This is a genomic window from Corynebacterium sp. MSK012, from assembly GCF_030232435.1.
Classification (GTDB): domain Bacteria; phylum Actinomycetota; class Actinomycetes; order Mycobacteriales; family Mycobacteriaceae; genus Corynebacterium; species Corynebacterium jeikeium_D.
Genome location: NZ_JASPJU010000005.1, coordinates 59,668 through 79,494, shown reverse-complemented (window position 1 = coordinate 79,494; position 19,827 = coordinate 59,668). Strand labels below are relative to the sequence as shown.

Genomic DNA, 19,827 nt, shown 5'->3' with positions numbered 1-19,827 from the left:
GCTAGTGTGCCAGCACGTCTGAGAAGGCGCGCTGGTACACGGCCTGCTGCTCTTCCAACTCCGCCAGGAGTTCCTCGGTGTACTCACCGCCGGCCAGCCGCAGCCAATTGACCAGCATGCGGTGCCCGTACTGGGTGAGTACCGACTCCGGGTGGTACTGCACGCCGTGAATCGGCAGGTCGCGGTGGCGCATCGCCATCAGCATGCCCGAATCCGTGAATGCCGTGGCAATGAGTTCCTCCGGCAGTGTCTTCGGATCCACCGTCAACGAGTGGTAGCGCGTGGCAATAAAAGGACTGGGCACATCGGCCAGAACACCCGTGCCGTCATGAGTGACCGGGGAGGTCTTGCCGTGCAACAGCTCGTCGGCACGCACGACCTGCGCACCAAAGACCTCACCAATCGCCTGGTGACCCAAGCACACACCCAACACCGGTGTCGGCTCGTCCTGCCTGCTCACCGCGCGAATAATGTCCTCTGTCCACCCCGCATTAGACGGCTCACCGGGACCGGGCGACAGTAGGATTGCATCAAATTGCTTTACGACGTCGTCAACATCGCGGAGACGCGCATCATCATTGCGCCAGACAGTAACCGTTTCGCCGAGCTGGCCTATGTACTGGACCAGATTGAATACGAAGCTGTCATAGTTATCGACGACGAGAATCTGCATAACTGGGAATTCTACTGCCTGCGAACTTCACTGGTAAGTTCGGATGCAAAGTTTACAATTATGCATATACCGCGGGAGTGTAGATACCGCGCTGATCGCAACCTGCTGACCACAACCTAAGGAGTTTAAAGCGCTATGCCTAAGGCAAAGATCGAAAGCACTAATTCACCACAATCCGGTGGCTCCTCCGTCAGCCGTACCCCGGTCAAAATCAACAGCACTCAGACGCCGGTGTGGTACAAGGTGCTGATGTTCGGGTTCATGCTGATTGGTTTGGGCTGGCTGCTGGTCAACTACATCGCGGGTCCGCATATTCCGTTCATGGTGACTTTGAACGCATGGAACTACGTCATCGGCTTTGGTCTTTTCATTGTTGGTCTGCTGATGACTATGGGTTGGCGTTAGTCAGCTCTAATACATCGCACCCCCTCAGGCGCATCCACTTTTGGATGCGCCTTTTTTTCATACCTAAAAACCCAGGTCAATTCACCCCCGTCAGTACACCCGTTTCCCACACGTTTTTCGACGAATGAGGATTTCCCTCCTACTGATCGCGCAAAAAAGTTATCCACAGAAACCTGTGTAACAATCATGTAATTTGTGGATAACTGTGGAGAGATTTCGTCCCAAATTTCTCACGGGTTACGTGACAGAAACCGTAAAGCATGACAACTTTGGTTCTATCCCCTGTGTCCACAGTATCCACAGCCTGTGGATAACTCTGTGAACAAGTAACATAGTTGCAAGTCAAGTTGTGCGTAACTCCAATATTCTGCGGAGTTCGACCACTTTCGAACGCTGGTTCGTAAATTACAAGAATGGAATTATCCACACATGTGCACAAGTCTGTGGACAACTGTGAATTGTTGTAATTTGTGAAAATTGGAACCCGTAACGTGCTTCTTGGCCCGTGTTCACCTAGGTGAACAGTGGAGTATTTTTTCCACAGGGCTGTGGACATGTGGAGAATCAACACGATGTGCTACTACCCCCACTACCCCTAAACACAACATTGAAGTTACGGGCCGTCGTAAAGCGAAAATGGGCATGAAAAAACCCGCCCGGAACAACCGGACGGGTTAAAGAGCGTAGAAGCTAAAAGATTTTTCCCCTTATTCACTCCACCGCTGGTCAGCGCATGTATTCAACCCGTCTACCGTGCGCCGTGACAAGGTTCGTGACAAGACCACCATCACACAGCACGAAAACAGCAAGGAAAAAGCATGTCCACCTACACCGCCCACGCGCTCCGAGAACTGCAGGAACTCACCGTGAGTATCGTCTGCCCCGAGCTCCCACTAGCCGACGAGATCAACGACGGCGCACCGCTCACCATTGAGCATGTGAACACCCTCACCGACACGCTTAGCCGTATCGCAGGCCGTGACACACACAAGGAAGTTCAAATGGCTCTTGAGGCCGCCCGTGACGCGCACCGAGCCGCGCCGGGCGATACCAACAACAGCTAAGTCATTAAGCGACCGGCCCGGCCATGCTAAGTGTAAGAATCACCCGGTTTTTACATAATCGCAGGTTGGGGCCGGTGCTGTAGAACGCCCTGTAAGCGATTAAGGGGCGTTAGGGTACGTGCTCCCGTCGTTCAACGCCTTAGAATGCGTTTGTGAACAGGGGTTTTGCGCAGGTCAACGAGGGTAAGCCCCACACGCACGGAATCTTACACCGGCGTAAAATTCACCGAGACAAAAAGCGCCCTACCACCAGCACGCAGGGGGGGATGCGCTGCCAGCAGTAGGGCCAATGCCATAGTCTCACAGTCAACAGGGGCACCGACAGAATAACCCGGCATGCGGATTACCGCGCGCTAATCCCCGAACTCCCCTACCCACGCTGGCCCAATATCTTCGACACGCACCCCAGTAGGCAGAACAGCCGAAAACACCCGAGACATAACCGGCCGTTCAATCACCGAGCCGCCGCCATATCGTTCATTCCAGACTTGAATAGTAACCCGCACTTTGTCCGGGTAATGCTCTTCTCCCCAGCGGTCCGTATAGCGGGGTATCCAACCCTGCAGCTGCTCTTCCGCCGCGGCCACAGCCCGCCGTATAGCCCCCTGGTCAATGAGCTCTAGCGGGATACGGTCACGGCCCGGCGCGGTGCGTCGCTTAGTGGGTACCCATTCACTCCATGACAGGGAGGATTCAACTAGCCCCCGCTTTTCTAAGCTCTCCATAGCCTGCAGCACTTGCCGGGGTGAACGGTTTACGGCTTTTGCGACCTCAGCGGTCAACATGGGCAATAGAAACACCTCTTGCCTGCCGGGGTGGGCCGTTATCCATTTTTGCAGCTCTGTGTAAGTGTGTGTGCGTAGTGCTGTCAGTATTGCCCGCTGAGTAGTGCCTAATCCCTTGCCCATGCTCTAACCATACCGTCTAGAGGGAAATCTAAGACTAGACAGAATACTTAGGTTTAAGCGTCGCCCACCTGTTAGCGCTTGCCAAACGGGGACTTTTCCAGCTGCTCAATCGCACGCGCCCGCTGCGCATACGCCGCCACAATCTCTTTCGCCGGTTTAGGCTCCATTGCTTCCAGCGACCGGATCAGCGCCGTGAGCTCATCAAACTGCAGTTGCCACTTGTCAGCTTCTAACTTCATGCAAACACCTCATATGCCCTTTACGTTTTGACACCGATAGTTTACGGCACGCCACACCCTAGAAACACCTCACAACCAGCAGTAATCGCCACCGAGTAGCAGCGACCCGGCCCCTGTTTTTGGGCCCGTTCGACACCGCTAGCCACCGGGGGAGGTACTGCAGCTATGCAGTGCCCTTTAGCGCCGTGAGCGTCGCCAGGGCTACCTCCCCATCTAATTAATTAGCACCACAAAACAAAAGGAGAGAGAGACAAGCGAGCACCAGGAGCCGAGAGAGTCGCGGGCGAGCCACCGCCCTAAGATTTCCGGGGGCTGCACATCTCAAGGGCACGTGCACCGAGTACGGACTGCAGCACTCACCCGGCTTATCCGGTGCCGACTACCCTGCCTGGCGCTGCTCCATCATCTCTTTGACCGCCATTACATCGGCAGTTCGGTAGGTCCACTTTTTGCCATTCCAGAACCCTTGTAGTTTTCCAGCGCGCCGCCAATTGCGGACCGAGGTAGCAGACACATCGCACCAGGTTGCGACCTCTAGCGTGCTGCCTGCTGGTGGGTACTTTTCGGGTGGGTTGATAGCGTTCTGCAGGGTATCGGCATACAACTCCACTTCATCGAGCCAACTAACGCCGTTACTACCTGAACGCAAGGACCACCAGGAGGAGGAGCCCACCCACTGTAAGACTGCTAACTGGCTACTGTGGTCTGCGAGCCACCAAGCAAGTGCTTCACCGCTGCGATCGCGTGGAACGCCTGTAATACCGTCAGCGCGCGCCTGCAGCACACCACACTTGAGCAGGTCCTGCAGCTCAATGGAGAGTTGCAACCAGCTCAAGTTACACGGTGGTGTTGATCGCGGATTACGCCGCCTGATTTCCCCGAACCTAGCGACACGGCCATGACCGCCGATAAGGTCATTAAGGTTTTCTGCCAGGCGCGCAATAGTGGTTAGTGCTGTGGTGAGTCTGGTTTCAATGGCCTGCCGTTCAGGTGTGTTTGTGGTGTGAACCATCATGTTTTCATATTAGTTCACTTCGCAAACGTTTTCGCGTGGCGTTGAACCGTCTCACGCTGCTATCTGCTGTTACTCACCGGAAAAGTGCGGAAATGCTCAAACCCGTACAGGAACGGCGCAGCAATGCCTTCCGGCCGACAAGGCAGGCTGGGGAGGGGTCACCCCCTGGGCCTGGAATCCCACGGCCAGGCGCAGCCCTAGCGCCATTGCCAACCGGGCGACACATGCCCTGGGGCCGGGGGTTATCCCCCTGGGGTGTGAAACTCCAGACCCGTAACCGGCCCTCACGCCTACACCGACGGGGGCCGGGATTATTCTCACGGAGGGGATAGCCCCCAGGGGCCTTTAGCCTCAGGACCGCCCGGCGCGCCGGGCGGTTTTGTACCCCGTTCCCCAAAACCCCAAAACCCCAATGCAGGTCAGGGCATGTTTTTAGGCTCCAAACTGGTGCCCCAAAACCCCAAACTACCCGAGGTGGCTATGTAGGTTTTGGAGGATTGGGGCCATATTTTGGGGGCGCAAAACCCCCGCTGACCAGGGTTGGGGCGTTGGGGAATTGGAGCCCCACCCCTATCCAGCTACCTGCCTAACTTCCGGTACTGATATTCAGGCAACCCATCCTTATCGAGCGCCTGATTCTTTCCGCTGCGATCCATCAGCGGCACACGCTCCAATAACTTTTCACGGTCTACAACGTAGTGCAGCGCGTCAGGAAACTGGCCACGCAACTTACTATCAGCCTTATTGCGTGCAGCGCCGCCGATAACCCAATCGTCAAACATTCCACGTTGAACCCTGCGACGAACCCAATTGATTGCCGTCTGCCGTAACGCGTCATCACGCGCTACTTCGTCTTCAACAATGCGCCGTGTCTTATCCCGTGACGTTGCTGCCTTTAACGCTGTCTCGCAACGCTGCCGCGCCTGATCTGACTTGTTCATAATCAGGCCCGCTATGTGCCATTCATCGAGGGTTACCGCAATGCGTCCGTTGCTGTCGCTGCCATTGAGCACTGCCAGCAGGCACGCGACCTTGATTCTAGTTAGGTTCCGATGTGTATGAACCGAGCCGTCATCTTTGAGTTGGTTTTCGTAATAGAGCTCATCTGTCTCTTCTTCTACCTCCTCCGGCACGTCAATGGCCACCGGCTTAGGGTGCTGCTGTGTTTTCGACTCCGGCGGGGCAAAGGTCTTCGGAATCACCACAGTTAGCGGCCCATCGGATAGGTCTTTGTCAGCCTGGCGCTCCCTGCGCGGGTAGCGGGCTACTTCCAACCACAACCACCGCTGAGGAGTGCCGCCTGCTAACTCATGCTCATTGAGCAGTGCCGCCGACCGTTCCGGCTGAATGCCACACAGCAGGCTAGCCCGGTATGAGTGGGCCGGGATATTGCGGGTAGTCTCCCGGCTACCGTTGACGGCCCCGGGGTTTTCTCCTGACCAGACCTGACGGAGCACAGTCATAATCGTTGCACCGCGTTGCTGAGTACTTGCTGCCAGCCCATCAATTTCGGTTGCGACGAACAGGGCCCGGTCAACCTGTGGCCTATCTTCATCTTTAGTCGGTGGCTTAAACACCTGTGCGACACCCTGGCCGGTGCCTAGCGGAAACTCCTCAATATCAACATCCAGGCCGCCCCGGTCATACAGTTTGAACTCCATGAGCTCACGGGCTACAGCCTGCGACGCACCTTTACCCGCCCCCGAGGAACCGACTAGACCAACCAAAAGATTCAGTGATCCGTAGCCGCCAAGAATCGGTGGGGTTTGAACAATTGGGGGAATCGCCGCACTGACATATGCCAGCACGTTTGCCAGCACTCCCCACGGACTCATACGCCGAGCAATGCTCCTGTGCCAGATTTTCCTCATTGCCTGCGAGGAGGTGAACACCTGGTATTCCAGCGGTTCGATATTCTGTAGCCGGTCCAGTGTGTAGAGTGTTCGCTGATTACTCATGCCACACCATCCCGGTGCTTAATCACGTCTGCCAGTTCCTTAATCGCCCGGCGCTGCCGTGGTTCCGCCAGTTCCCACAACAGCCGCAACTCGTGGACGGTTAGCGATGACTCCCAGGCGCTCATATCCACGCTGCCAAACTGCTCAATCGCTGCGAGTTTCCCAGCGACTTCGCGGGCGCACTTCCGCATGTCTTTCGAGTAGCCAAAACATACGGCTAACTGCTGATAGGTGATAAAGTTAGAAGTCGATTCTGCGAATACCCCGCGCTTGTCCGGCGTGGGGTTCGTCTTTTCCGTCATGAGGTTATGCCACCTCCCCGCCGTTGTCGATAGCCGGGTGGGTTACCGCACCACTGGGGTGCATACAGGTGGTGAACGGGCGTACTCCTGTATGCCGCACGCCGTCGGTATCGACTTCTTCATACGGCTCTAGCCCGGTAACACGCAGGGGGATGTCATTGCTGTAGTGCGTGGCTGTATCAAGCCGGTGTACCCGGACTTCATACGCGATAATCTTCTGCAGGGTTTCCAGAACAGTTACCGCAAGGTCTGCCTGTTCGGGCGCGCTCATATCGTCTGAGAGTGTGTACAGCGCTTCTATGGCCGCGTCGATTAGCCCGTTTTCCTTGAGGTAGGCCAGTGAATCGGCTGGGGTGTAGTTGGTGGTCATTGTTATGCCACCACCTTGCGGGTGGCGCGGGACTCCACAAACTCATCGAGCTCACACATGTCCACACGCAAAACATGCGGCGTTGGGTAATAGCCAGTCAGTTCCCCGGCGTTGATCATGCGCCGAATAGTTTTCTCACTCACCGCCGCATACTCCGCCGCTTCCCCGACCGTGCCCAACTCGCGAGACTTACCCCGCCAGGCGCGTCGGGCTGTGCGAGTCTCACGCGTAATCTTCGCCTGCACATCTTCCAGCACCCTCACCACGAGGGTTAGCTGCTCCTTAAGGCTCAACTGCTTAATGCGGCTGAGAATGTCATCAAGTTCATTCTGTGTAGCCATACTTCTCACCTACATTCTGCGTGGCTGCTGCCACATCACAAAGATTCCTTTGAACTTCGTTGTGAACATCACCGAGCCGGAACGTAAGGTAGGCAACGACGGAACCGCTATAAATTTCGTCGTCTCCCCCGTGTTGCAGCACGGGGGTTTTCTTTACGTCCACACTCTTCGTCATTAGGCACACCTCCTATACATGCCCGCCTGAATCTCACGTGCGATTGCGGAAAAATCTTCGGGAGTCATGTCACCCATTCGAATAATCTTCCGAAACCCATTGCCCGCCGGTAGATCCACCACCAGGCCGCATAACCCCCTTATGCTCGTTGGGAGCTGTCCTGTGGTGCTGAACTCTGCGAGGAAGTCCAACACCTTTGGGTCTGTCTTTGGACGGTTGGAATCAGCCATTGTTTTCACACTCCTGCCTCTAGGCCGCGTTGCGTTCAATTAACGCTTCCATCGACTCACGATTAACCCGGAGGGCGCGGGGCGTGACGTATGACGCTTCGATCTTTCCATCGTCAATGAGTCGGTACACGGTCCGTGTTGACAGACCGTACTCTTCGGCGATTCCTGATACAGAAACCCATCGGGATTTTGGTTGTGCTGACATTTTTTCTCCTCCCTGAGTCAGCGTTAGAACCTGTCATTGCACCCATTCGCGCGGTAGGCAATACGTGAACCAATGAGTGCATAAAGGACGTTACAACACTCTGCCAATGAGCAACGTTACGACGGCGCGTCCAGGCATGGTAACGAACACCAAACCCGCTGTTCAGAGACTTTTCCGCATTAGTTATCCTGTGGATAACTGGAATTATCCACAGCCATGTTAAGGAAAATAAGGAATATCCACAGGGGAATTCAGCACAATCACGTTAAGGAATACGACGAGAAAATACTTATCCGTCAACTTTGCAAAATCCTTATGCACAACATTGATTACACAGAGATAAAACAACGGGGCAATTTGCGTTACTTTTTGGCTATAGGCCGCATAGTTGCACAAAAAAGTTCCCCCACCCGGAATTAACCGAACAGGGGATAACAACAAACAAACTAAGCGTTACGCCGCCACGTCATCAATCTTCACCAACGGCATGACGATTCGGTTCGCAACCTCAATATCGCGCGCCTGCGACGCGTGCTGATACTTCAACGCCGCCGCCACAGTGCTGTGGCCGAGTCGCGCCATGACTTCCGCCAACGAACCACCGGCCCGCGCGAATTCGGTTCCACCGTAATGCCGCAAGATATGCGAATGAATGTTCGTGTGTCCAAGCGTTTCTTCACACACATCTTTCAACATCTGATTAAACCGGCCACAGTCCACCCGGCTCCCATTCTCATTGGGGAACAGCAGCCCCTCACGGCCGGGCTGCGAAAACTTTTCCATGTGCTGCCGCAACGCCGGAACACAACTATCCGGAATAGTCACCCACCTGTTCCGCTTTGATTTCAAATAGTGCTTCACCGAGCGGGTCTCGCTCGAAAACTGACGTTGCACCCGGAACCGCCACACATCCCCATCGCGAACAACATCTTTACGCCGGAGCTCACACCACTCACCAATACGGAACGAGCAACCAGCAGCGATAATAACCGGGGCTTTATAGGCTGCGGGAACCTTAGCGACAAACTTTGCGAACTCCGCCGGTGTCGGGATTTCTTGCTCTTTCTTCGCCGGTGGTTGCTTACTAGCGCCCTCAATATTGACCGGGGAAACTTCAATCAGCTCTTCGCGCGCCGCCTGGCTAAAGATCGTTGCCAGTAGCTGATATGTGTCCCGGTTGCACTTATCCCGGCCCTTATGGGTTTTGAGCATGGAAAAGTACCAATCACGAACATCATTGCTCGTAATGGACTGCAGCGGCTTATCACCAAGCACCGGCTGAATGTCGTTTTTGAACATGCTGTTATTGGTGAGTTGGGTACTACGTTCCCACCGGCGCTTTTCCGGAAGCGTCTCGTAAAACTCCGAGACGGTCATCTTCGCGCGCTTCTTCGCCTGCTCCCGCTGCTGCGGTGGGGTCCATTCATCAAACAGGAATAGGCGCTCTTCCGCTTCACGCCATGCTTCCGCCTGGGATTTGCGGGCGAACGTCTTTGAGTACGACTTACCCCGGTATGTGTAGCGAACGCGCCACGACCCGGACGGCAATTGCTTAGGGCTGCTGATTCTCTTTGCCATTGTCAACGTCTCCTTTGACGTGCGTGCCTACCGCGCGTGACGAGATTCGTGACAAGTCGTGACAAGATTCGTGACAAATCAGAGTGTATCAGGTGGCATATTAGTCATAACCTGACGTAGACTAATAAGTGTCTGACCAGCACAGACAATAAGGAAAACCCCGGTAGAACAACTACCGAGGGCTCCAATCTACATAATCTAGCGGATTACTTCTCGATGTCGATGGAGGTAATCACGACCGGCTCCAGCGGGCGATCCCAGTGATCGGTAGCCACACGAGCGATCTCGTCGACAACCTTCTTCGAGGCATCATCAGCGACCTCACCGAAGATGGTGTGAGCGCCATTGAGGTGCGGGGTCGGAACAACGGTGATGAAGAACTGGGAACCGTTGGTACCACGGCCGCCGCGCTTGCCGGCGTTTGCCATAGCGAGCAGGTACGGACGATCGAACTGGAGCTCCGGGTGAATCTCATCGTCGAACATGTAGCCCGGGCCGCCGGTGCCGGTGCCCAGCGGGTCACCACCCTGAATCATGAATCCAGCGATGATGCGGTGGAAGATGGCCTCATCGTAGAACGGGCCGGACTCGGTGCCAGAGGCGTTCTGCCCCTTGTACTCCTTGGTGCCTTCTGCCAGGCCGATGAAGTTGTCGACGGTATTCGGCGCGTGGTTGCCGAACAGGTCAATCACGATATCGCCATGGTTGGTGTGCACAGTTGCAGTAGCAGTCTTAATAGTCACGTTCCTTAGGATACCGACCTTGGTGGCCAATTGCTCCTACTGGTGAGTTTCTCCGTGGCAGAAACCAGCGAAAATGTTTCTCAAGATAAGGAAAAGAGTTCTTCGTTGACCCCCATGGAGGCCAAATAGTGCCTAAGCTGGAATGTGAGCCTGCTGCAAATATTTCGGCGCTAGGCCTATCTGGGCCCTAGCTCTTGGACTTAGAAGCATCTTGGTCTCAGAGGCACTGGCGCCGCAGCAGTATTAATCATTGATTGAGAATTAAAGGCGATGCCTGTTGGCGACGCACTAATAAAGGAGAGTCATGAACCCCAACGCAATCTCGCTGGCTGTCAAGGGACTGAAGTCCGCTTACGACAGCTACTCGGATTACCGGGACAAGAAGGCTGCAGAGCTCTACGACACGATGCAGGAGGCTAAGAAGGTGGCAGCTGCACAGAACGAGGCAGCAAAGGACGCAGCAACCAATTGGGCGGAAGACGTTAAGGAAAAGGTTTCCGACGCCCGCGATCAGCTCGCTGAGCAGGCCGAAGAACTGACCGGCAAGGTTGAGACGAAGTCCAAGGAGACCAAGAAGCAGGCTAAGAAGGCTGCGAAGCAGGCCGAGAAGGACGCTAAGCGCAAGGGCAAGAAGACCCGTTGCAAGGCTCGCTGCGAGGCTAAGAAGGCTGAAAAGAAGGCCAAGAAGGCTCGCAAGGACCTCGAGGTGCGTACCCAGAAGGCTATCGACAAGGTAACCGGTAAGGAAGAGCAGCGCGCCAAGAACGGTCGCATCGCAACCGCTTCCCTGGTCTTCGCTGTTGTTGCAGCAATCGTCGGTGTCATTGTTTGGAAGCTGCGCAAGGACGACAAGCTCCCGGTTGACCCAGCTCCGTACCAGCAGAAGGCCCAGGAAGTTAAGCACAAGGTCGAAGAGAAGGCCGCAGAGGTCAAGGAGACCGTTGAAGAGAAGGCTTCCGAGGCTAAGGAAAAGGCTGAAGAGGTAAAGGGCAAGGCAGCCGACAAGGCCGACGAGGCCAAGGACAAGGCTGCTGAGGCCAAGGAGACCACTGAGGAGAAGGCCGCAGAGGCTTCCAAGCAGGCTCAAATCAAGGTCGACGAGGTCAAGACCGAGAAGAAGAACGCTGACGACGCTAAGAAGATCTCTTCCAAGCCGTCCAAGCCGGCTCCGAAGCCGGGTCAGGCTCGCAAGAAGTAAATAGGCGGCTAGATGTACTGCTCGGGGACGTTGATCAATCGTGAGAACGGCGGCTGGTTGTCGCAGGCCGTGTGCGGGCGGTGCTGGTTGTACTGGTGCAGCCAATCCGGCAGGGCGTCGCGTCGTTCTTGCTCGCTGGTGTAGCAGCGGGCGTAGGCCCACCCGTCGGCCATGGTCCGGTGGAAGCGCTCTACCTTGCCGTTGGTCTGCGGCCGGTACGGACGCGTCCGCTTCGGGGTGATCGAGAGGGCCTCGCAGGTGTCCCGCCACAGGTGCGAGCGATAGGCGCCACCGTTGTCGGACAGCACCCGCTCCACGGCGACGCCGCGATCGGCAAACCACGCCACAGCCCGATGCAGGACCCCGACCGCGGTGACGGCGGTCTCGTCGTCGTGGACCTCGGTGTACGCGACGCGGGAGTGGTCGTCAATGACGGTGTGCACGAACGCGTACCCGAGCCTGGGGTTGTGCCACTTGCTCTTCGGCTTACCCGGTGTCGCCGTTCGGTTGTGGTCGCCCTGGCGGCGGCCGACGTAGCGCCAGCCGCCGCCGTCGGGGATGTTCCCGAGCTTCTTCACGTCCACGTGGACCAGGGAGCCGGGGTGGGGGTGTTCGTACCGGCGGATCGGTTCGCCAGTCTCGCGGTCCATGTAGGAGAGCCGGTTCAGTCGGGCACCGGCCAAGATGCGGTGGACGGTCGAGGGCGCGATGCCGAGTCGGGCGGCGAGCTGCACGGGGCCCTCACGCAGCCGTATCCGCAGGCTGACGCACCGCTTCGTCGTCGCCTTGTCCGTCTTGTTCGGTGAGGTCTTCGGCCGGGACGAGCGATCCTGCATCGACTCGCCGGCGCGATAGCGGTCGACCCACCTCTTCACGGTCGGCCAGGAGACCTGGAAGCGGGCGGCGACTTCGCTGATGGGCCAACCGTCGTCGACGACGAGCTGGGCCACCTTGAGCCGGTGGCGAGGTGTCAGGGTGGCGTTGGCGTGCATCACTCCTCACCTGCTGCGACGGGCGTCGTCCGCGGCGTTCGGAGTTGCCCCAGGACTGCAAGGAGGATCGTCGTGGCGAGCGGCACGAGTCCGGCGGCGATGAACAAGCTGGCAGCGGCGATGTGTCGGCTGAGGAGTCCGGTGAGTGCGATGGACAGTGGCATGAAGGCGATGGAGATGAAGAAGTCGAGGCTGGCGACTCGGCCGAGCATCTCCAGCGGTACGTGTTCCTGCAGGACCGTGCCCCAGATGACCATCCCGACTCCGATCGACGCACCGTAGACCGCCAGTCCGGCGCTGATGATCCACGGATTGTTGGTGAGTGCGGGGATGGCCAGTGGAAGGCAGCCGAGTACCCATGCGCCGACCATTACGGGCAGGAAGTGTGAGGGGGTGGGCCATGAGCCGGCGACGAGGGAACCCACCAGGCCGCCGACGCCCAGAACTCCGAGGACGACTCCGTACACAGCCGGACCGTTGTCATGGGTCGAGCGTATGACCGCGGGCAGGAGAACTTCCAGCGGACCGGTCACGGCCAGGCCCATGGCGGCCGCCAACAGCACGCTGGAGCGAACCCAGCGCGTGCGGGCGACGTAGCCGAACCCGTCGAGCAGGTCCCGCAGCGCAGAGGTGGCCGGAGCTTCGGCGTCGGTCTCGGCTGAGCAAGGGGCAGGAAGCCGCAGGGCGGCGATCAGGGCGAGTCCGAGCGCGCCGGCGATGAGGTACCCGCCCGCGGCGGGCATGCTGGCACCGATGACCGCTCCGACGGCGGCGGGCGCAATTGCCTGTCCGACCAACGGGCGGGCGGCGCCTTCGAGGCCGTTGACGGCCATTAAGTCGTCGCCGTCCACCAGGACTGGCACCAGCGCCGTGTAGGCGGGGAAGAAGAATGCGGTTGAAGTGCCAATGATGAACGCGGAGACCGCGAGCATCCAGAAGGTGACAATGTCGAGGATTGCTGCCGTGGACGTCGCGGTCGCGATGGTGAGGTTCAGGGTGAGCACGCTCACGATGACGGACTTATTGGGGAACCGGTCTGCGATTACGCCAGCTGGGAGGGATCCTGCAAGCAGGCCAATGCCGCTCCAGACTACGACACCCGACAGGGCGGCTGGCGTGGCGCCCAGGTCGAGGGTCTGCATGGCAAGGTAGAGGGCCCAGGCACCCTGGGCGAAGATGGTCAGCACCATCGCTGCGAACAGCTGACGGTACGTGGGGATGGTCAAGGGGTGAAGCGGGTTCATGGCATGTCCTTCAGGTCAAGGTTCAGGTGGGGCCAGTCGGCCAGGTCGTGGAGCATCTGACGGTCATGCGTGGCAACGATCACCGCGCAGGAGGTCTGCAGCAGCTCGGTGGTGATGTCGTCGACGAGGCTCGATGACAGATGGTTGGTGGGCTCGTCCAGGAGCAGCAGGTCTGGATCCTGGGCCAGACACATGGCCAGGTGGAGACGGCGTTGCTGTCCTTGCGACAAGCGCCCCACCGGCGTGCCGGTTGCGGAGGCTTCGAGCAGCCCGAGCGAGCCGAGGGACGGCGCCTGAGCTCGACGGCCTAGCTTCGCCAGGTAGGCCTCATAGACCTCGTGTGCGGGGCTGGAGCGGTCCCAGTCGGGGACCTCTTGGGACAGCAGAGCGATGCGCGCTCTCGGATTAACTCGCACATGTCCCGTGGTGGGGGCCAGCCGCCCTGCGAGAAGTGCCAACAGGGTGGATTTTCCCGCGCCGTTCGGTCCGGTGACCACCAACCGGTCACCGCCGTTCACGTCGACCGAAACCGGAGCGTCCAATCGGCCCTTCACAGTAACCTGGGTGGCGTTCATGATGCTCTGTCCGGCACGGGTTGCCGAGGCGGGCCACGCAAGACGCAGTGGCGGCGCCGGGACGCCGATTTCATGACTTTTCAGGTCTTCGATACGTCGGTTGAAGGCTTGGACCACTCCAGCAGCGCGTGTGGCACGTTGGTGCTTGCCTGTGCCCTTTTCAGGTCTCCATCCACCCTGGGACAGGCGGGAGCGTGCGTCGGCGGCGGCGCGGGTCAGTTCCTGATGCCGGGCGACCTGGGCGGCATGGTCTTGCTCCCAGGCGGCCCGTTCTCGTTGCCGCCCTTCGATCCAGCCCTCGTAACCGCCCGCGTAGGTGCGCGGAAGGCCATCGCGGGTCGGGTCGAGGTCCAGGAAGCTGGTCGCCACGTCGCGCAGCAGGGCGCGGTCGTGGCTGACTAAGGCCAGGCCACCGGGGTGGTCCCGCAGGCGCTCAGTCAGGAAGGACAGCCCTGCAGCGTCCAGGTGGTTGGTGGGCTCGTCCAGCAGCAACAGGTCAGGGGTCGATCCGAGGGCGACCGCCAGCCGTACCCGGTACCGCTGGCCGACCGACAAGGTCGACAGGACCCGATCGCGGTCGCTACAGGCGTTCAGGCCCGCCAGGGCGATGTCAACACGGCGGTCTGCATCCCAGGCGTCCAGCCGCGTGGCCGCCTCGAGTGCGGCGGAATAAGCGTCGGCCGCGTCATCGCCCGCGGCCAGCGCCGCGGTAGCCACGTCGAGGGCCTGCAGAGCGGCCCTGGATGGGGCGGTCGCCTCGGCAATGAGGTCACCGACCGTGCGATCGCCCTCGGTGGCCATGTCCTGCTTGACCAGGACGAGGGAACCCACCCGGGTCACCACTCCCGAGTCGGGTTTCAAGATCCCCGCCAGTATATGGAGCAAGGTGGTCTTGCCCCGGCCGTTGTCGCCGACGATCGCCAGTCGCGACCCGGTGGAGACGGTGACGTCAGTCCCACTCAGCAGCGGCCTGTCGCCGAGTGTCAGGTGGAGTGATTCAGCGCGGATGTGTGCAGCGGGCCCTTGGGATGTCCCGATCCAGGCACATGATCGTAAAGGTTCTGTGGTTGGCATTGCGTACTTTCAGCTCGTCATGGAGCCGGGCACCACGAAGCGGCCGCCCGGCAGATGGCCAGGACGGCAGACGAGAGGTCATAAGGGGTCCCGCCGCCGTCAGCGGACGGAACGCAGCTTCATCGAGGCGATGCCTGAGTACATGCGGCCGAGGATACAGAGCCCGGGCGATGCCACGCAAGTCAACTAACGTCCCCGGTCAGTACAGCTAGATAGCCAAAAGCCTTTTCACGCCCGATTGTTCTGTGCAGTTGATGCGCAGGCGGTCGGGCGTTTTTGGTTAAGCAGCAAACCTGACAACTTCAGAAAGACGGGCTGCAAATGTGAAACTGTGCAAGTTTATGACAGTTTCAAGCCATTTTTCACGCCATTTTTGTCATAAACGCAGTCAGTAACTCGGCGTTCTTGCCCCCTCCCCTTCTACATCCCCAAAACGCAAAAATCCCCCGGCCTTACGACCGGGGGATTTTGTTCCTTGTGGAGCTTAGGGGAATCGAACCCCTGACCTCCTGCTTGCAAAGCAGGTGCTCTACCAATTGAGCTAAAGCCCCGTACACCGAGCAATTATACCTTGTTCGGCAGTGGGCCTAGGAGGACTTGAACCTCCGACCCCTTCGTTATCAGCGAAGTGCTCTAACCGCCTGAGCTATAGGCCCCGTGGAACGAGATATAACTTAACCCGTAACCATGACACTTCACAAATCGCCTGGTCAGCGGCCTAAATATTGAGTTAAAAAGCAGTCATTAAGTAGTCATTACGGCTACTCCATAACCAGATCACTGAAAACACCTCTGAACCAACGCGGCCCCGGGGCCACCGAACGGGGGTGACACCGGGGCCAGCGGGAGGCTAGGCAGCCTAGCTGTCGTCGGCAAGCGAAATCTTGAGACCTCCGACGAGACCGCCGCAAGCGTTGTAGATGACCGCGCCGAGGGCCATGAGCCCAATCGACAGCACCCACCACAGCGCTCCTACAGCGGCCGCCAGGCCAAGGACGAGACCCGCGCTGATGGAATCCTCCCCGCCGACCATTTCACTAATCGGAGCGAGCAATCCCATCCCGGAGAGCAAGAGGTAGAGCAGGCCAACCGCGGCAAGCCAGACGAGGAAGCAAATGAAACCAGTGGCCGCCGTAATGCGCATGGCGGACCAGGGGCTCACCTTGTCGACTACCAAGTTAGTTTCGGCCATGCGCTTACTCCTTCTCCGCCTCCGAGTCACCGGACTCGGCAGCACCGGTGCTCTTGGTGGCGCCGGTGCGCTTCGGGACTACGTCCAAGGTTCCGGCCTCAGAGACCTTAGAAGCGGTCTCTTCGCCCTCATCCTCGACGTTGCGGTCGATAGCCAGCAGTTCCACGCCGTCAGCGAGGTTGACCAGGCGCACGCCCTTAGTAGCACGCGAGGTGGCGCGAATCTCGTTGACGTTGGTGCGGATGATGTCGCCGGCGGAGGTGACAGCGAAGATTTCGTCGTCGTTGTCGACCACCAGGGCGCCCATCAGCGGACCACGCTTCGGGTCGTACTTGAGCGTCAGCACGCCCATACCGCCGCGGTTCTGCGGGGTGTACTCGCTGAGCTTGGTCTTCTTACCGAAGCCGCCGGTCGTTGCGACCAGCAGGTTGTGCTCTTCCTCGACCACGACCATGCTGAGCAGCTTGTCGTCGCCCTTGAAGCGCATGCCCTGGACACCGGCAGTGGCGCGGCCCATCGGGCGCAGCGCGTCGTCGGAGGCGGTGAAGCGGATAGCCTGGCCGCGCTCGGAGACGAGCAGCAGGTCATCGTCAGCAGAGCACAGACGGGCACCGATGAGGGAGTCGCCTTCGCGCAGGTTGATGGCAATCAGGCCAGCGGAACGAGCGGACTCGTAGTCCTCCAAACGGGACTTCTTTACCTTGCCCTCGCTGGTGGCCAGCACCAGGTACGGGCTGTCCTGGTAGCTCTGAATCTGCAGCACCTCGGCGATGCGCTCCTCCGGCTGGAACTCCAGCAGATTGGCGACATGCTGGCCGCGGGCGGCGCGAGTGGCCTCCGGCAGTTCGTAGGCCTTGAGTCGGTAGACGCGACCCTTGTTGGTGAAGAACAGAATCCAGTCGTGCGTGGAGCAGACGAAGAAGTGGCGGACAATGTCGTCCTGCTTCAGGTCCGCACCGCGCACGCCCTTGCCACCACGGCGCTGGGCCTTGTAGGCATCGACCTTGGTGCGCTTGGCGTAGCCCGTGGAAGTAATGGTCACAACCACGTTTTCGCGGGCGATGAGGTCCTCTTCGGTGACGTCGCCCTCAGCGGCCACAATCTGGGTACGACGGTCATCGCCGTACTTCTCCACGACCTCGCCCAGCTCTTCCTTAACGATGGCGCGCTGACGCTCCGGCTTGGCCAGGATGTCCTTCAGGTCGGCGATCTCGAGCTCGATCTCAGCCAACTCGTCAATGATCTTCTGGCGCTCCAGAGCAGCCAGACGACGCAGCTGCATCGCCAAAATGGCGTCAGCCTGAATCTCGTCGATTTCGAGCAGACCCATCAGGCCCGTGCGCGCGGTATCAACCGTGGCAGACCGGCGAATCAGGGCGATGACCTCGTCCAACATATCCAGGGCCTTGACCAGACCACGCAGGATATGGGCACGCTTTTCCTTCTCGTCCAGGCGGAACTGGGTCCGTCGAACAATGACCTCAATCTGGTGGGCGACATACAGCGTCACCATCTGGTCAATGCGCAGCGTACGCGGCACACCGTCGACGATGGCGAGCATGTTCGCACCGAAGCTGGTCTGCAGCTGGGAGTGCTTGTACAGGTTGTTCAGCACCACACGCGGCACGGCGTCGCGCTTGAGCTTGACGACGATACGCATGCCCCACTTCAGGTCAGATTCGTCATCAATCGAGGCAATGCCCTGCAGACGCCCGTCCTTGACCTGATCCGCGATGTTGGCAATCATGCGGTCCGGGTTGACCTGGTACGGCAGCTCAGTGATGACAATCGACTGACGAGTGCCCTCCTGCTCAATCGAGGTCACACCGCGCATGCGAATCGAACCACGGCCGGTGGTGTAGGCCTCCTTGATGCCCTTATCGCCGACAATTTGGGCGGCAGTTGGGAAATCCGGGCCCTTGATGCGCTCCATGACCGCATCCAGCGTGGTCTTTTCATCCGCTTCCGGGTTGTCCAGGCACCAGTTGATGGCATCCGCGACCTCACGCAGGTTGTGCGGTGGGATATTGGTGGCCATACCGACGGCAATACCGCCGGAGCCGTTCATCAACAGCTGCGGGACACGCGACGGCAGAATAACAGGCTCTGTCGTACGACCGTCATAGTTCGGTTGGAAATCGACGGTGTTTTCGCGAATGTCGCGCACCATTTCCATGGCCAACGGCGTCAGACGGGCCTCGGTGTAACGCATAGCTGCGGGGCCGTCGTCACCGCGGGAGCCGAAGTTACCCTGACCGTCGACAAGCGGATAGCGCATGGACCACGGCTGCGCCATGCGCACCATGGTGTCGTAAATAGCGATGTCGCCGTGCGGGTGGTAGTTACCCATCGTGTCCGAAACCGGCTTTGCGGACTTCACATAGCCGCGCTCCGGGCGGTAGCCGTTGTCGAACATGGCGTAGAGAATGCGGCGGTGCACCGGCTTGAGACCATCACGAATCTCCGGCAGCGCACGGCCCACAATCACGCTCATGGCGTAGTCGATATAGCTCGACTGCATCTCTTCATTGATGTCGATCGGGCGAACCTGGTGGCCCAATACTCCACTTCCGAAGGATGAGCCGTCGTTGTTGTTATCGTCGCTCAATGACTGCTTCCTTTACTTAAAAGAGGTTCGCATCCATTCTACAGGGCTTTAGAGCCCGCTTTACGACGCCGTGTGCAACTTTTCGATACCATTGTGGTATCAAATCTGGGTTTTAGGCCTAGTAGAGACGAATAAGACGGCACAAGCTAGGCAGCAAGGAGCAAATGCGATGGCGATGACCTTGAGACTCACGAAAGAACAGGACACCGCTCTGGCGCTGCTGGCGCACATGGAGGGCGTGTCTAAACACGAGGCCGCCATTCGCGCCATCGAATCCGCCGCAGCGAGAGCCCTTCAGCAAGGTCAGGCTCGGGAAATTACGGCAAGCGTAATTGATACTGACATGGCGCTGCTGCGAAAGTTGAGCTCCCCAAGGCCCCGCGGAGTACAAGAATGAGCGCGCCCCAGATTCAGCCTCTCAGCGAGGCCGCTATCCTGGCGGCTACCGATGAACTGGTGGCCACAGTGCCGGAATTGGCCGACGCTACACTTGCGAGGCCGTGGACAATCAGCGCTATTGTCGCCGCCAGCTCAGGAGTCATTGCTGGTCACCGTAGCTTTCCCGCGATTTCTGCGGCAGCGCAGGCGGTCGCTTACGCAACGTTTCACGTGAAACCACTAAGTTTTGGCAACACCGCACTGGGCGCACTACTTGCACACATACTCCTCACCACCAACGGCGAAGAGCTGTCATTCGCAGAGACGTGGGATCTGGTCAAAGGCGGCACTTAGCCGGGG

General features: G+C 58.7%; 20 protein-coding genes and 2 tRNA genes. 5 read left to right on the top strand and 17 right to left on the bottom strand.

The window, feature by feature from the left end; genetic code table 11:
- Position 1: 1 nt before the first annotated feature.
- Complete coding sequence (locus QP977_RS04375) at positions 2 to 673, bottom strand: aminodeoxychorismate/anthranilate synthase component II (RefSeq protein WP_048731900.1); 672 nt, start codon at positions 671 to 673, stop codon at positions 2 to 4.
- A 135-nt stretch (positions 674 to 808) separates the two neighbouring features.
- Between QP977_RS04375 and crgA the strand changes: the two genes are divergently transcribed.
- Positions 809 to 1,078, top strand: coding sequence for a cell division protein CrgA (crgA, locus tag QP977_RS04370; protein WP_005511903.1), 270 nt, complete (start codon positions 809 to 811; stop codon positions 1,076 to 1,078).
- Between the two features lie 818 nt (positions 1,079 to 1,896).
- Complete coding sequence (locus tag QP977_RS04365) at positions 1,897 to 2,142, top strand: hypothetical protein (protein WP_284847169.1); 246 nt, start codon at positions 1,897 to 1,899, stop codon at positions 2,140 to 2,142.
- A 979-nt stretch (positions 2,143 to 3,121) separates the two neighbouring features.
- On the opposite strand, the gene QP977_RS04360 is transcribed toward QP977_RS04365, so the two are convergent.
- From QP977_RS04360 to QP977_RS04320, 9 genes are all read right to left on the bottom strand, one after another.
- Entirely contained in the window at positions 3,122 to 3,289 is a 168-nt protein-coding gene (locus QP977_RS04360) for a hypothetical protein (RefSeq protein WP_256890731.1), read from the bottom strand.
- 379 nt (positions 3,290 to 3,668) lie between these two features.
- Entirely contained in the window at positions 3,669 to 4,124 is a 456-nt protein-coding gene (locus QP977_RS04355) for a helix-turn-helix domain-containing protein (protein ID WP_284847168.1), read from the bottom strand.
- Between the two features lie 758 nt (positions 4,125 to 4,882).
- Entirely contained in the window at positions 4,883 to 6,262 is a 1,380-nt protein-coding gene (locus QP977_RS04350; RefSeq protein WP_284847167.1) for a hypothetical protein, read from the bottom strand.
- Positions 6,259 to 6,564: a hypothetical protein gene (locus tag QP977_RS04345; RefSeq protein ID WP_284847166.1), complete on the bottom strand. Its 306-nt coding sequence runs from the start codon at positions 6,562 to 6,564 to the stop codon at positions 6,259 to 6,261. Before QP977_RS04345 ends, QP977_RS04350 begins: the two co-directional genes overlap by 4 nt.
- Positions 6,565 to 6,568: 4 nt before the next feature.
- A complete protein-coding gene (locus QP977_RS04340) occupies positions 6,569 to 6,934 on the bottom strand; it encodes a hypothetical protein (protein ID WP_284847165.1) in 366 nt (121 codons plus the stop codon).
- Between the two features lie 2 nt (positions 6,935 to 6,936).
- The gene (locus QP977_RS04335; RefSeq protein WP_284847164.1) at positions 6,937 to 7,275 is read right to left on the bottom strand and encodes a helix-turn-helix domain-containing protein; all 339 of its coding nucleotides are present in this window, start codon (positions 7,273 to 7,275) and stop codon (positions 6,937 to 6,939) included.
- Between the two features lie 424 nt (positions 7,276 to 7,699).
- A complete protein-coding gene (locus QP977_RS04330) occupies positions 7,700 to 7,885 on the bottom strand; it encodes a helix-turn-helix transcriptional regulator (RefSeq protein WP_284847163.1) in 186 nt (61 codons plus the stop codon).
- 453 nt (positions 7,886 to 8,338) lie between these two features.
- Positions 8,339 to 9,463 carry a tyrosine-type recombinase/integrase gene (locus QP977_RS04325; RefSeq protein ID WP_284847181.1) on the bottom strand — a complete coding sequence of 375 codons (1,125 nt, stop codon included), beginning with the start codon at positions 9,461 to 9,463 and terminating at the stop codon, positions 8,339 to 8,341.
- A 206-nt stretch (positions 9,464 to 9,669) separates the two neighbouring features.
- Complete coding sequence (locus QP977_RS04320; protein ID WP_369707163.1) at positions 9,670 to 10,206, bottom strand: peptidylprolyl isomerase; 537 nt, start codon at positions 10,204 to 10,206, stop codon at positions 9,670 to 9,672.
- 304 nt (positions 10,207 to 10,510) lie between these two features.
- Between QP977_RS04320 and QP977_RS04315 the strand changes: the two genes are divergently transcribed.
- Positions 10,511 to 11,404 (top strand): hypothetical protein, encoded by an 894-nt coding sequence (locus QP977_RS04315; RefSeq protein ID WP_049193113.1) that lies wholly within the window; start codon positions 10,511 to 10,513, stop codon positions 11,402 to 11,404.
- Between the two features lie 8 nt (positions 11,405 to 11,412).
- Here QP977_RS04315 and QP977_RS04310 read toward each other — a convergent pair whose 3' ends face one another.
- The 7 genes from QP977_RS04310 to gyrA all read right to left on the bottom strand — a co-directional run bounded on the left by QP977_RS04310 (position 11,413) and on the right by gyrA (position 19,002).
- Complete coding sequence (locus QP977_RS04310; protein ID WP_049193111.1) at positions 11,413 to 12,399, bottom strand: IS481 family transposase; 987 nt, start codon at positions 12,397 to 12,399, stop codon at positions 11,413 to 11,415.
- Positions 12,396 to 13,640 (bottom strand): MFS transporter, encoded by a 1,245-nt coding sequence (locus QP977_RS04305; protein ID WP_049193110.1) that lies wholly within the window; start codon positions 13,638 to 13,640, stop codon positions 12,396 to 12,398. The genes QP977_RS04310 and QP977_RS04305 overlap by 4 nt, the downstream gene beginning before the upstream one ends.
- Entirely contained in the window at positions 13,637 to 15,289 is a 1,653-nt protein-coding gene (locus QP977_RS04300; RefSeq protein WP_049193109.1) for an ABC-F family ATP-binding cassette domain-containing protein, read from the bottom strand. Before QP977_RS04300 ends, QP977_RS04305 begins: the two co-directional genes overlap by 4 nt.
- Before the next feature lie 478 nt (positions 15,290 to 15,767).
- Positions 15,768 to 15,840: transfer RNA gene (locus QP977_RS04295), tRNA-Ala, on the bottom strand.
- Positions 15,841 to 15,871: 31 nt separating this feature from the next.
- Positions 15,872 to 15,945, bottom strand: a tRNA-Ile gene (locus QP977_RS04290).
- Between the two features lie 203 nt (positions 15,946 to 16,148).
- The gene (locus QP977_RS04285) at positions 16,149 to 16,481 is read right to left on the bottom strand and encodes a DUF3566 domain-containing protein (RefSeq protein WP_049170131.1); all 333 of its coding nucleotides are present in this window, start codon (positions 16,479 to 16,481) and stop codon (positions 16,149 to 16,151) included.
- 4 nt (positions 16,482 to 16,485) lie between these two features.
- Positions 16,486 to 19,002, bottom strand: a complete 2,517-nt coding sequence (gene gyrA / locus QP977_RS04280) for a DNA gyrase subunit A (protein ID WP_231367213.1) — start codon at positions 19,000 to 19,002, stop codon at positions 16,486 to 16,488.
- Positions 19,003 to 19,258: 256 nt separating this feature from the next.
- Here gyrA and QP977_RS04275 point away from each other — a divergent pair, with 256 nt between their 5' ends.
- The gene (locus QP977_RS04275) at positions 19,259 to 19,486 is read left to right on the top strand and encodes a hypothetical protein (protein ID WP_049189408.1); all 228 of its coding nucleotides are present in this window, start codon (positions 19,259 to 19,261) and stop codon (positions 19,484 to 19,486) included.
- On the top strand, positions 19,483 to 19,821 hold the full coding sequence (locus tag QP977_RS04270) for a hypothetical protein (protein WP_049170123.1): 339 nt from the start codon (positions 19,483 to 19,485) through the stop codon (positions 19,819 to 19,821). The genes QP977_RS04275 and QP977_RS04270 overlap by 4 nt, the downstream gene beginning before the upstream one ends.
- Positions 19,822 to 19,827 lie beyond the last annotated feature (6 nt).

Bases quoted from the DNA above. Each gene is read 5' to 3' on its own strand.
- QP977_RS04375 (WP_048731900.1), bottom strand. From the start codon at position 673: ATGCAGATTCTCGTCGTCGATAACTATGACAGCTTCGTATTCAATCTG.
- crgA (WP_005511903.1), top strand. From the start codon at position 809: ATGCCTAAGGCAAAGATCGAAAGCACTAATTCACCACAATCCGGTGGC.
- QP977_RS04365 (WP_284847169.1), top strand. From the start codon at position 1,897: ATGTCCACCTACACCGCCCACGCGCTCCGAGAACTGCAGGAACTCACC.
- QP977_RS04360 (WP_256890731.1), bottom strand. From the start codon at position 3,289: ATGAAGTTAGAAGCTGACAAGTGGCAACTGCAGTTTGATGAGCTCACG.
- QP977_RS04350 (WP_284847167.1), bottom strand. From the start codon at position 6,262: ATGAGTAATCAGCGAACACTCTACACACTGGACCGGCTACAGAATATC.
- QP977_RS04345 (WP_284847166.1), bottom strand. From the start codon at position 6,564: ATGACGGAAAAGACGAACCCCACGCCGGACAAGCGCGGGGTATTCGCA.
- QP977_RS04340 (WP_284847165.1), bottom strand. From the start codon at position 6,934: ATGACCACCAACTACACCCCAGCCGATTCACTGGCCTACCTCAAGGAA.
- QP977_RS04335 (WP_284847164.1), bottom strand. From the start codon at position 7,275: ATGGCTACACAGAATGAACTTGATGACATTCTCAGCCGCATTAAGCAG.
- QP977_RS04330 (WP_284847163.1), bottom strand. From the start codon at position 7,885: ATGTCAGCACAACCAAAATCCCGATGGGTTTCTGTATCAGGAATCGCC.
- QP977_RS04325 (WP_284847181.1), bottom strand. From the start codon at position 9,463: ATGGCAAAGAGAATCAGCAGCCCTAAGCAATTGCCGTCCGGGTCGTGG.
- QP977_RS04315 (WP_049193113.1), top strand. From the start codon at position 10,511: ATGAACCCCAACGCAATCTCGCTGGCTGTCAAGGGACTGAAGTCCGCT.
- QP977_RS04305 (WP_049193110.1), bottom strand. From the start codon at position 13,640: ATGAACCCGCTTCACCCCTTGACCATCCCCACGTACCGTCAGCTGTTC.
- QP977_RS04300 (WP_049193109.1), bottom strand. From the start codon at position 15,289: ATGCCAACCACAGAACCTTTACGATCATGTGCCTGGATCGGGACATCC.
- QP977_RS04285 (WP_049170131.1), bottom strand. From the start codon at position 16,481: ATGGCCGAAACTAACTTGGTAGTCGACAAGGTGAGCCCCTGGTCCGCC.
- gyrA (WP_231367213.1), bottom strand. From the start codon at position 19,002: ATGCAGTCGAGCTATATCGACTACGCCATGAGCGTGATTGTGGGCCGT.
- QP977_RS04275 (WP_049189408.1), top strand. From the start codon at position 19,259: ATGGCGATGACCTTGAGACTCACGAAAGAACAGGACACCGCTCTGGCG.
- QP977_RS04270 (WP_049170123.1), top strand. From the start codon at position 19,483: ATGAGCGCGCCCCAGATTCAGCCTCTCAGCGAGGCCGCTATCCTGGCG.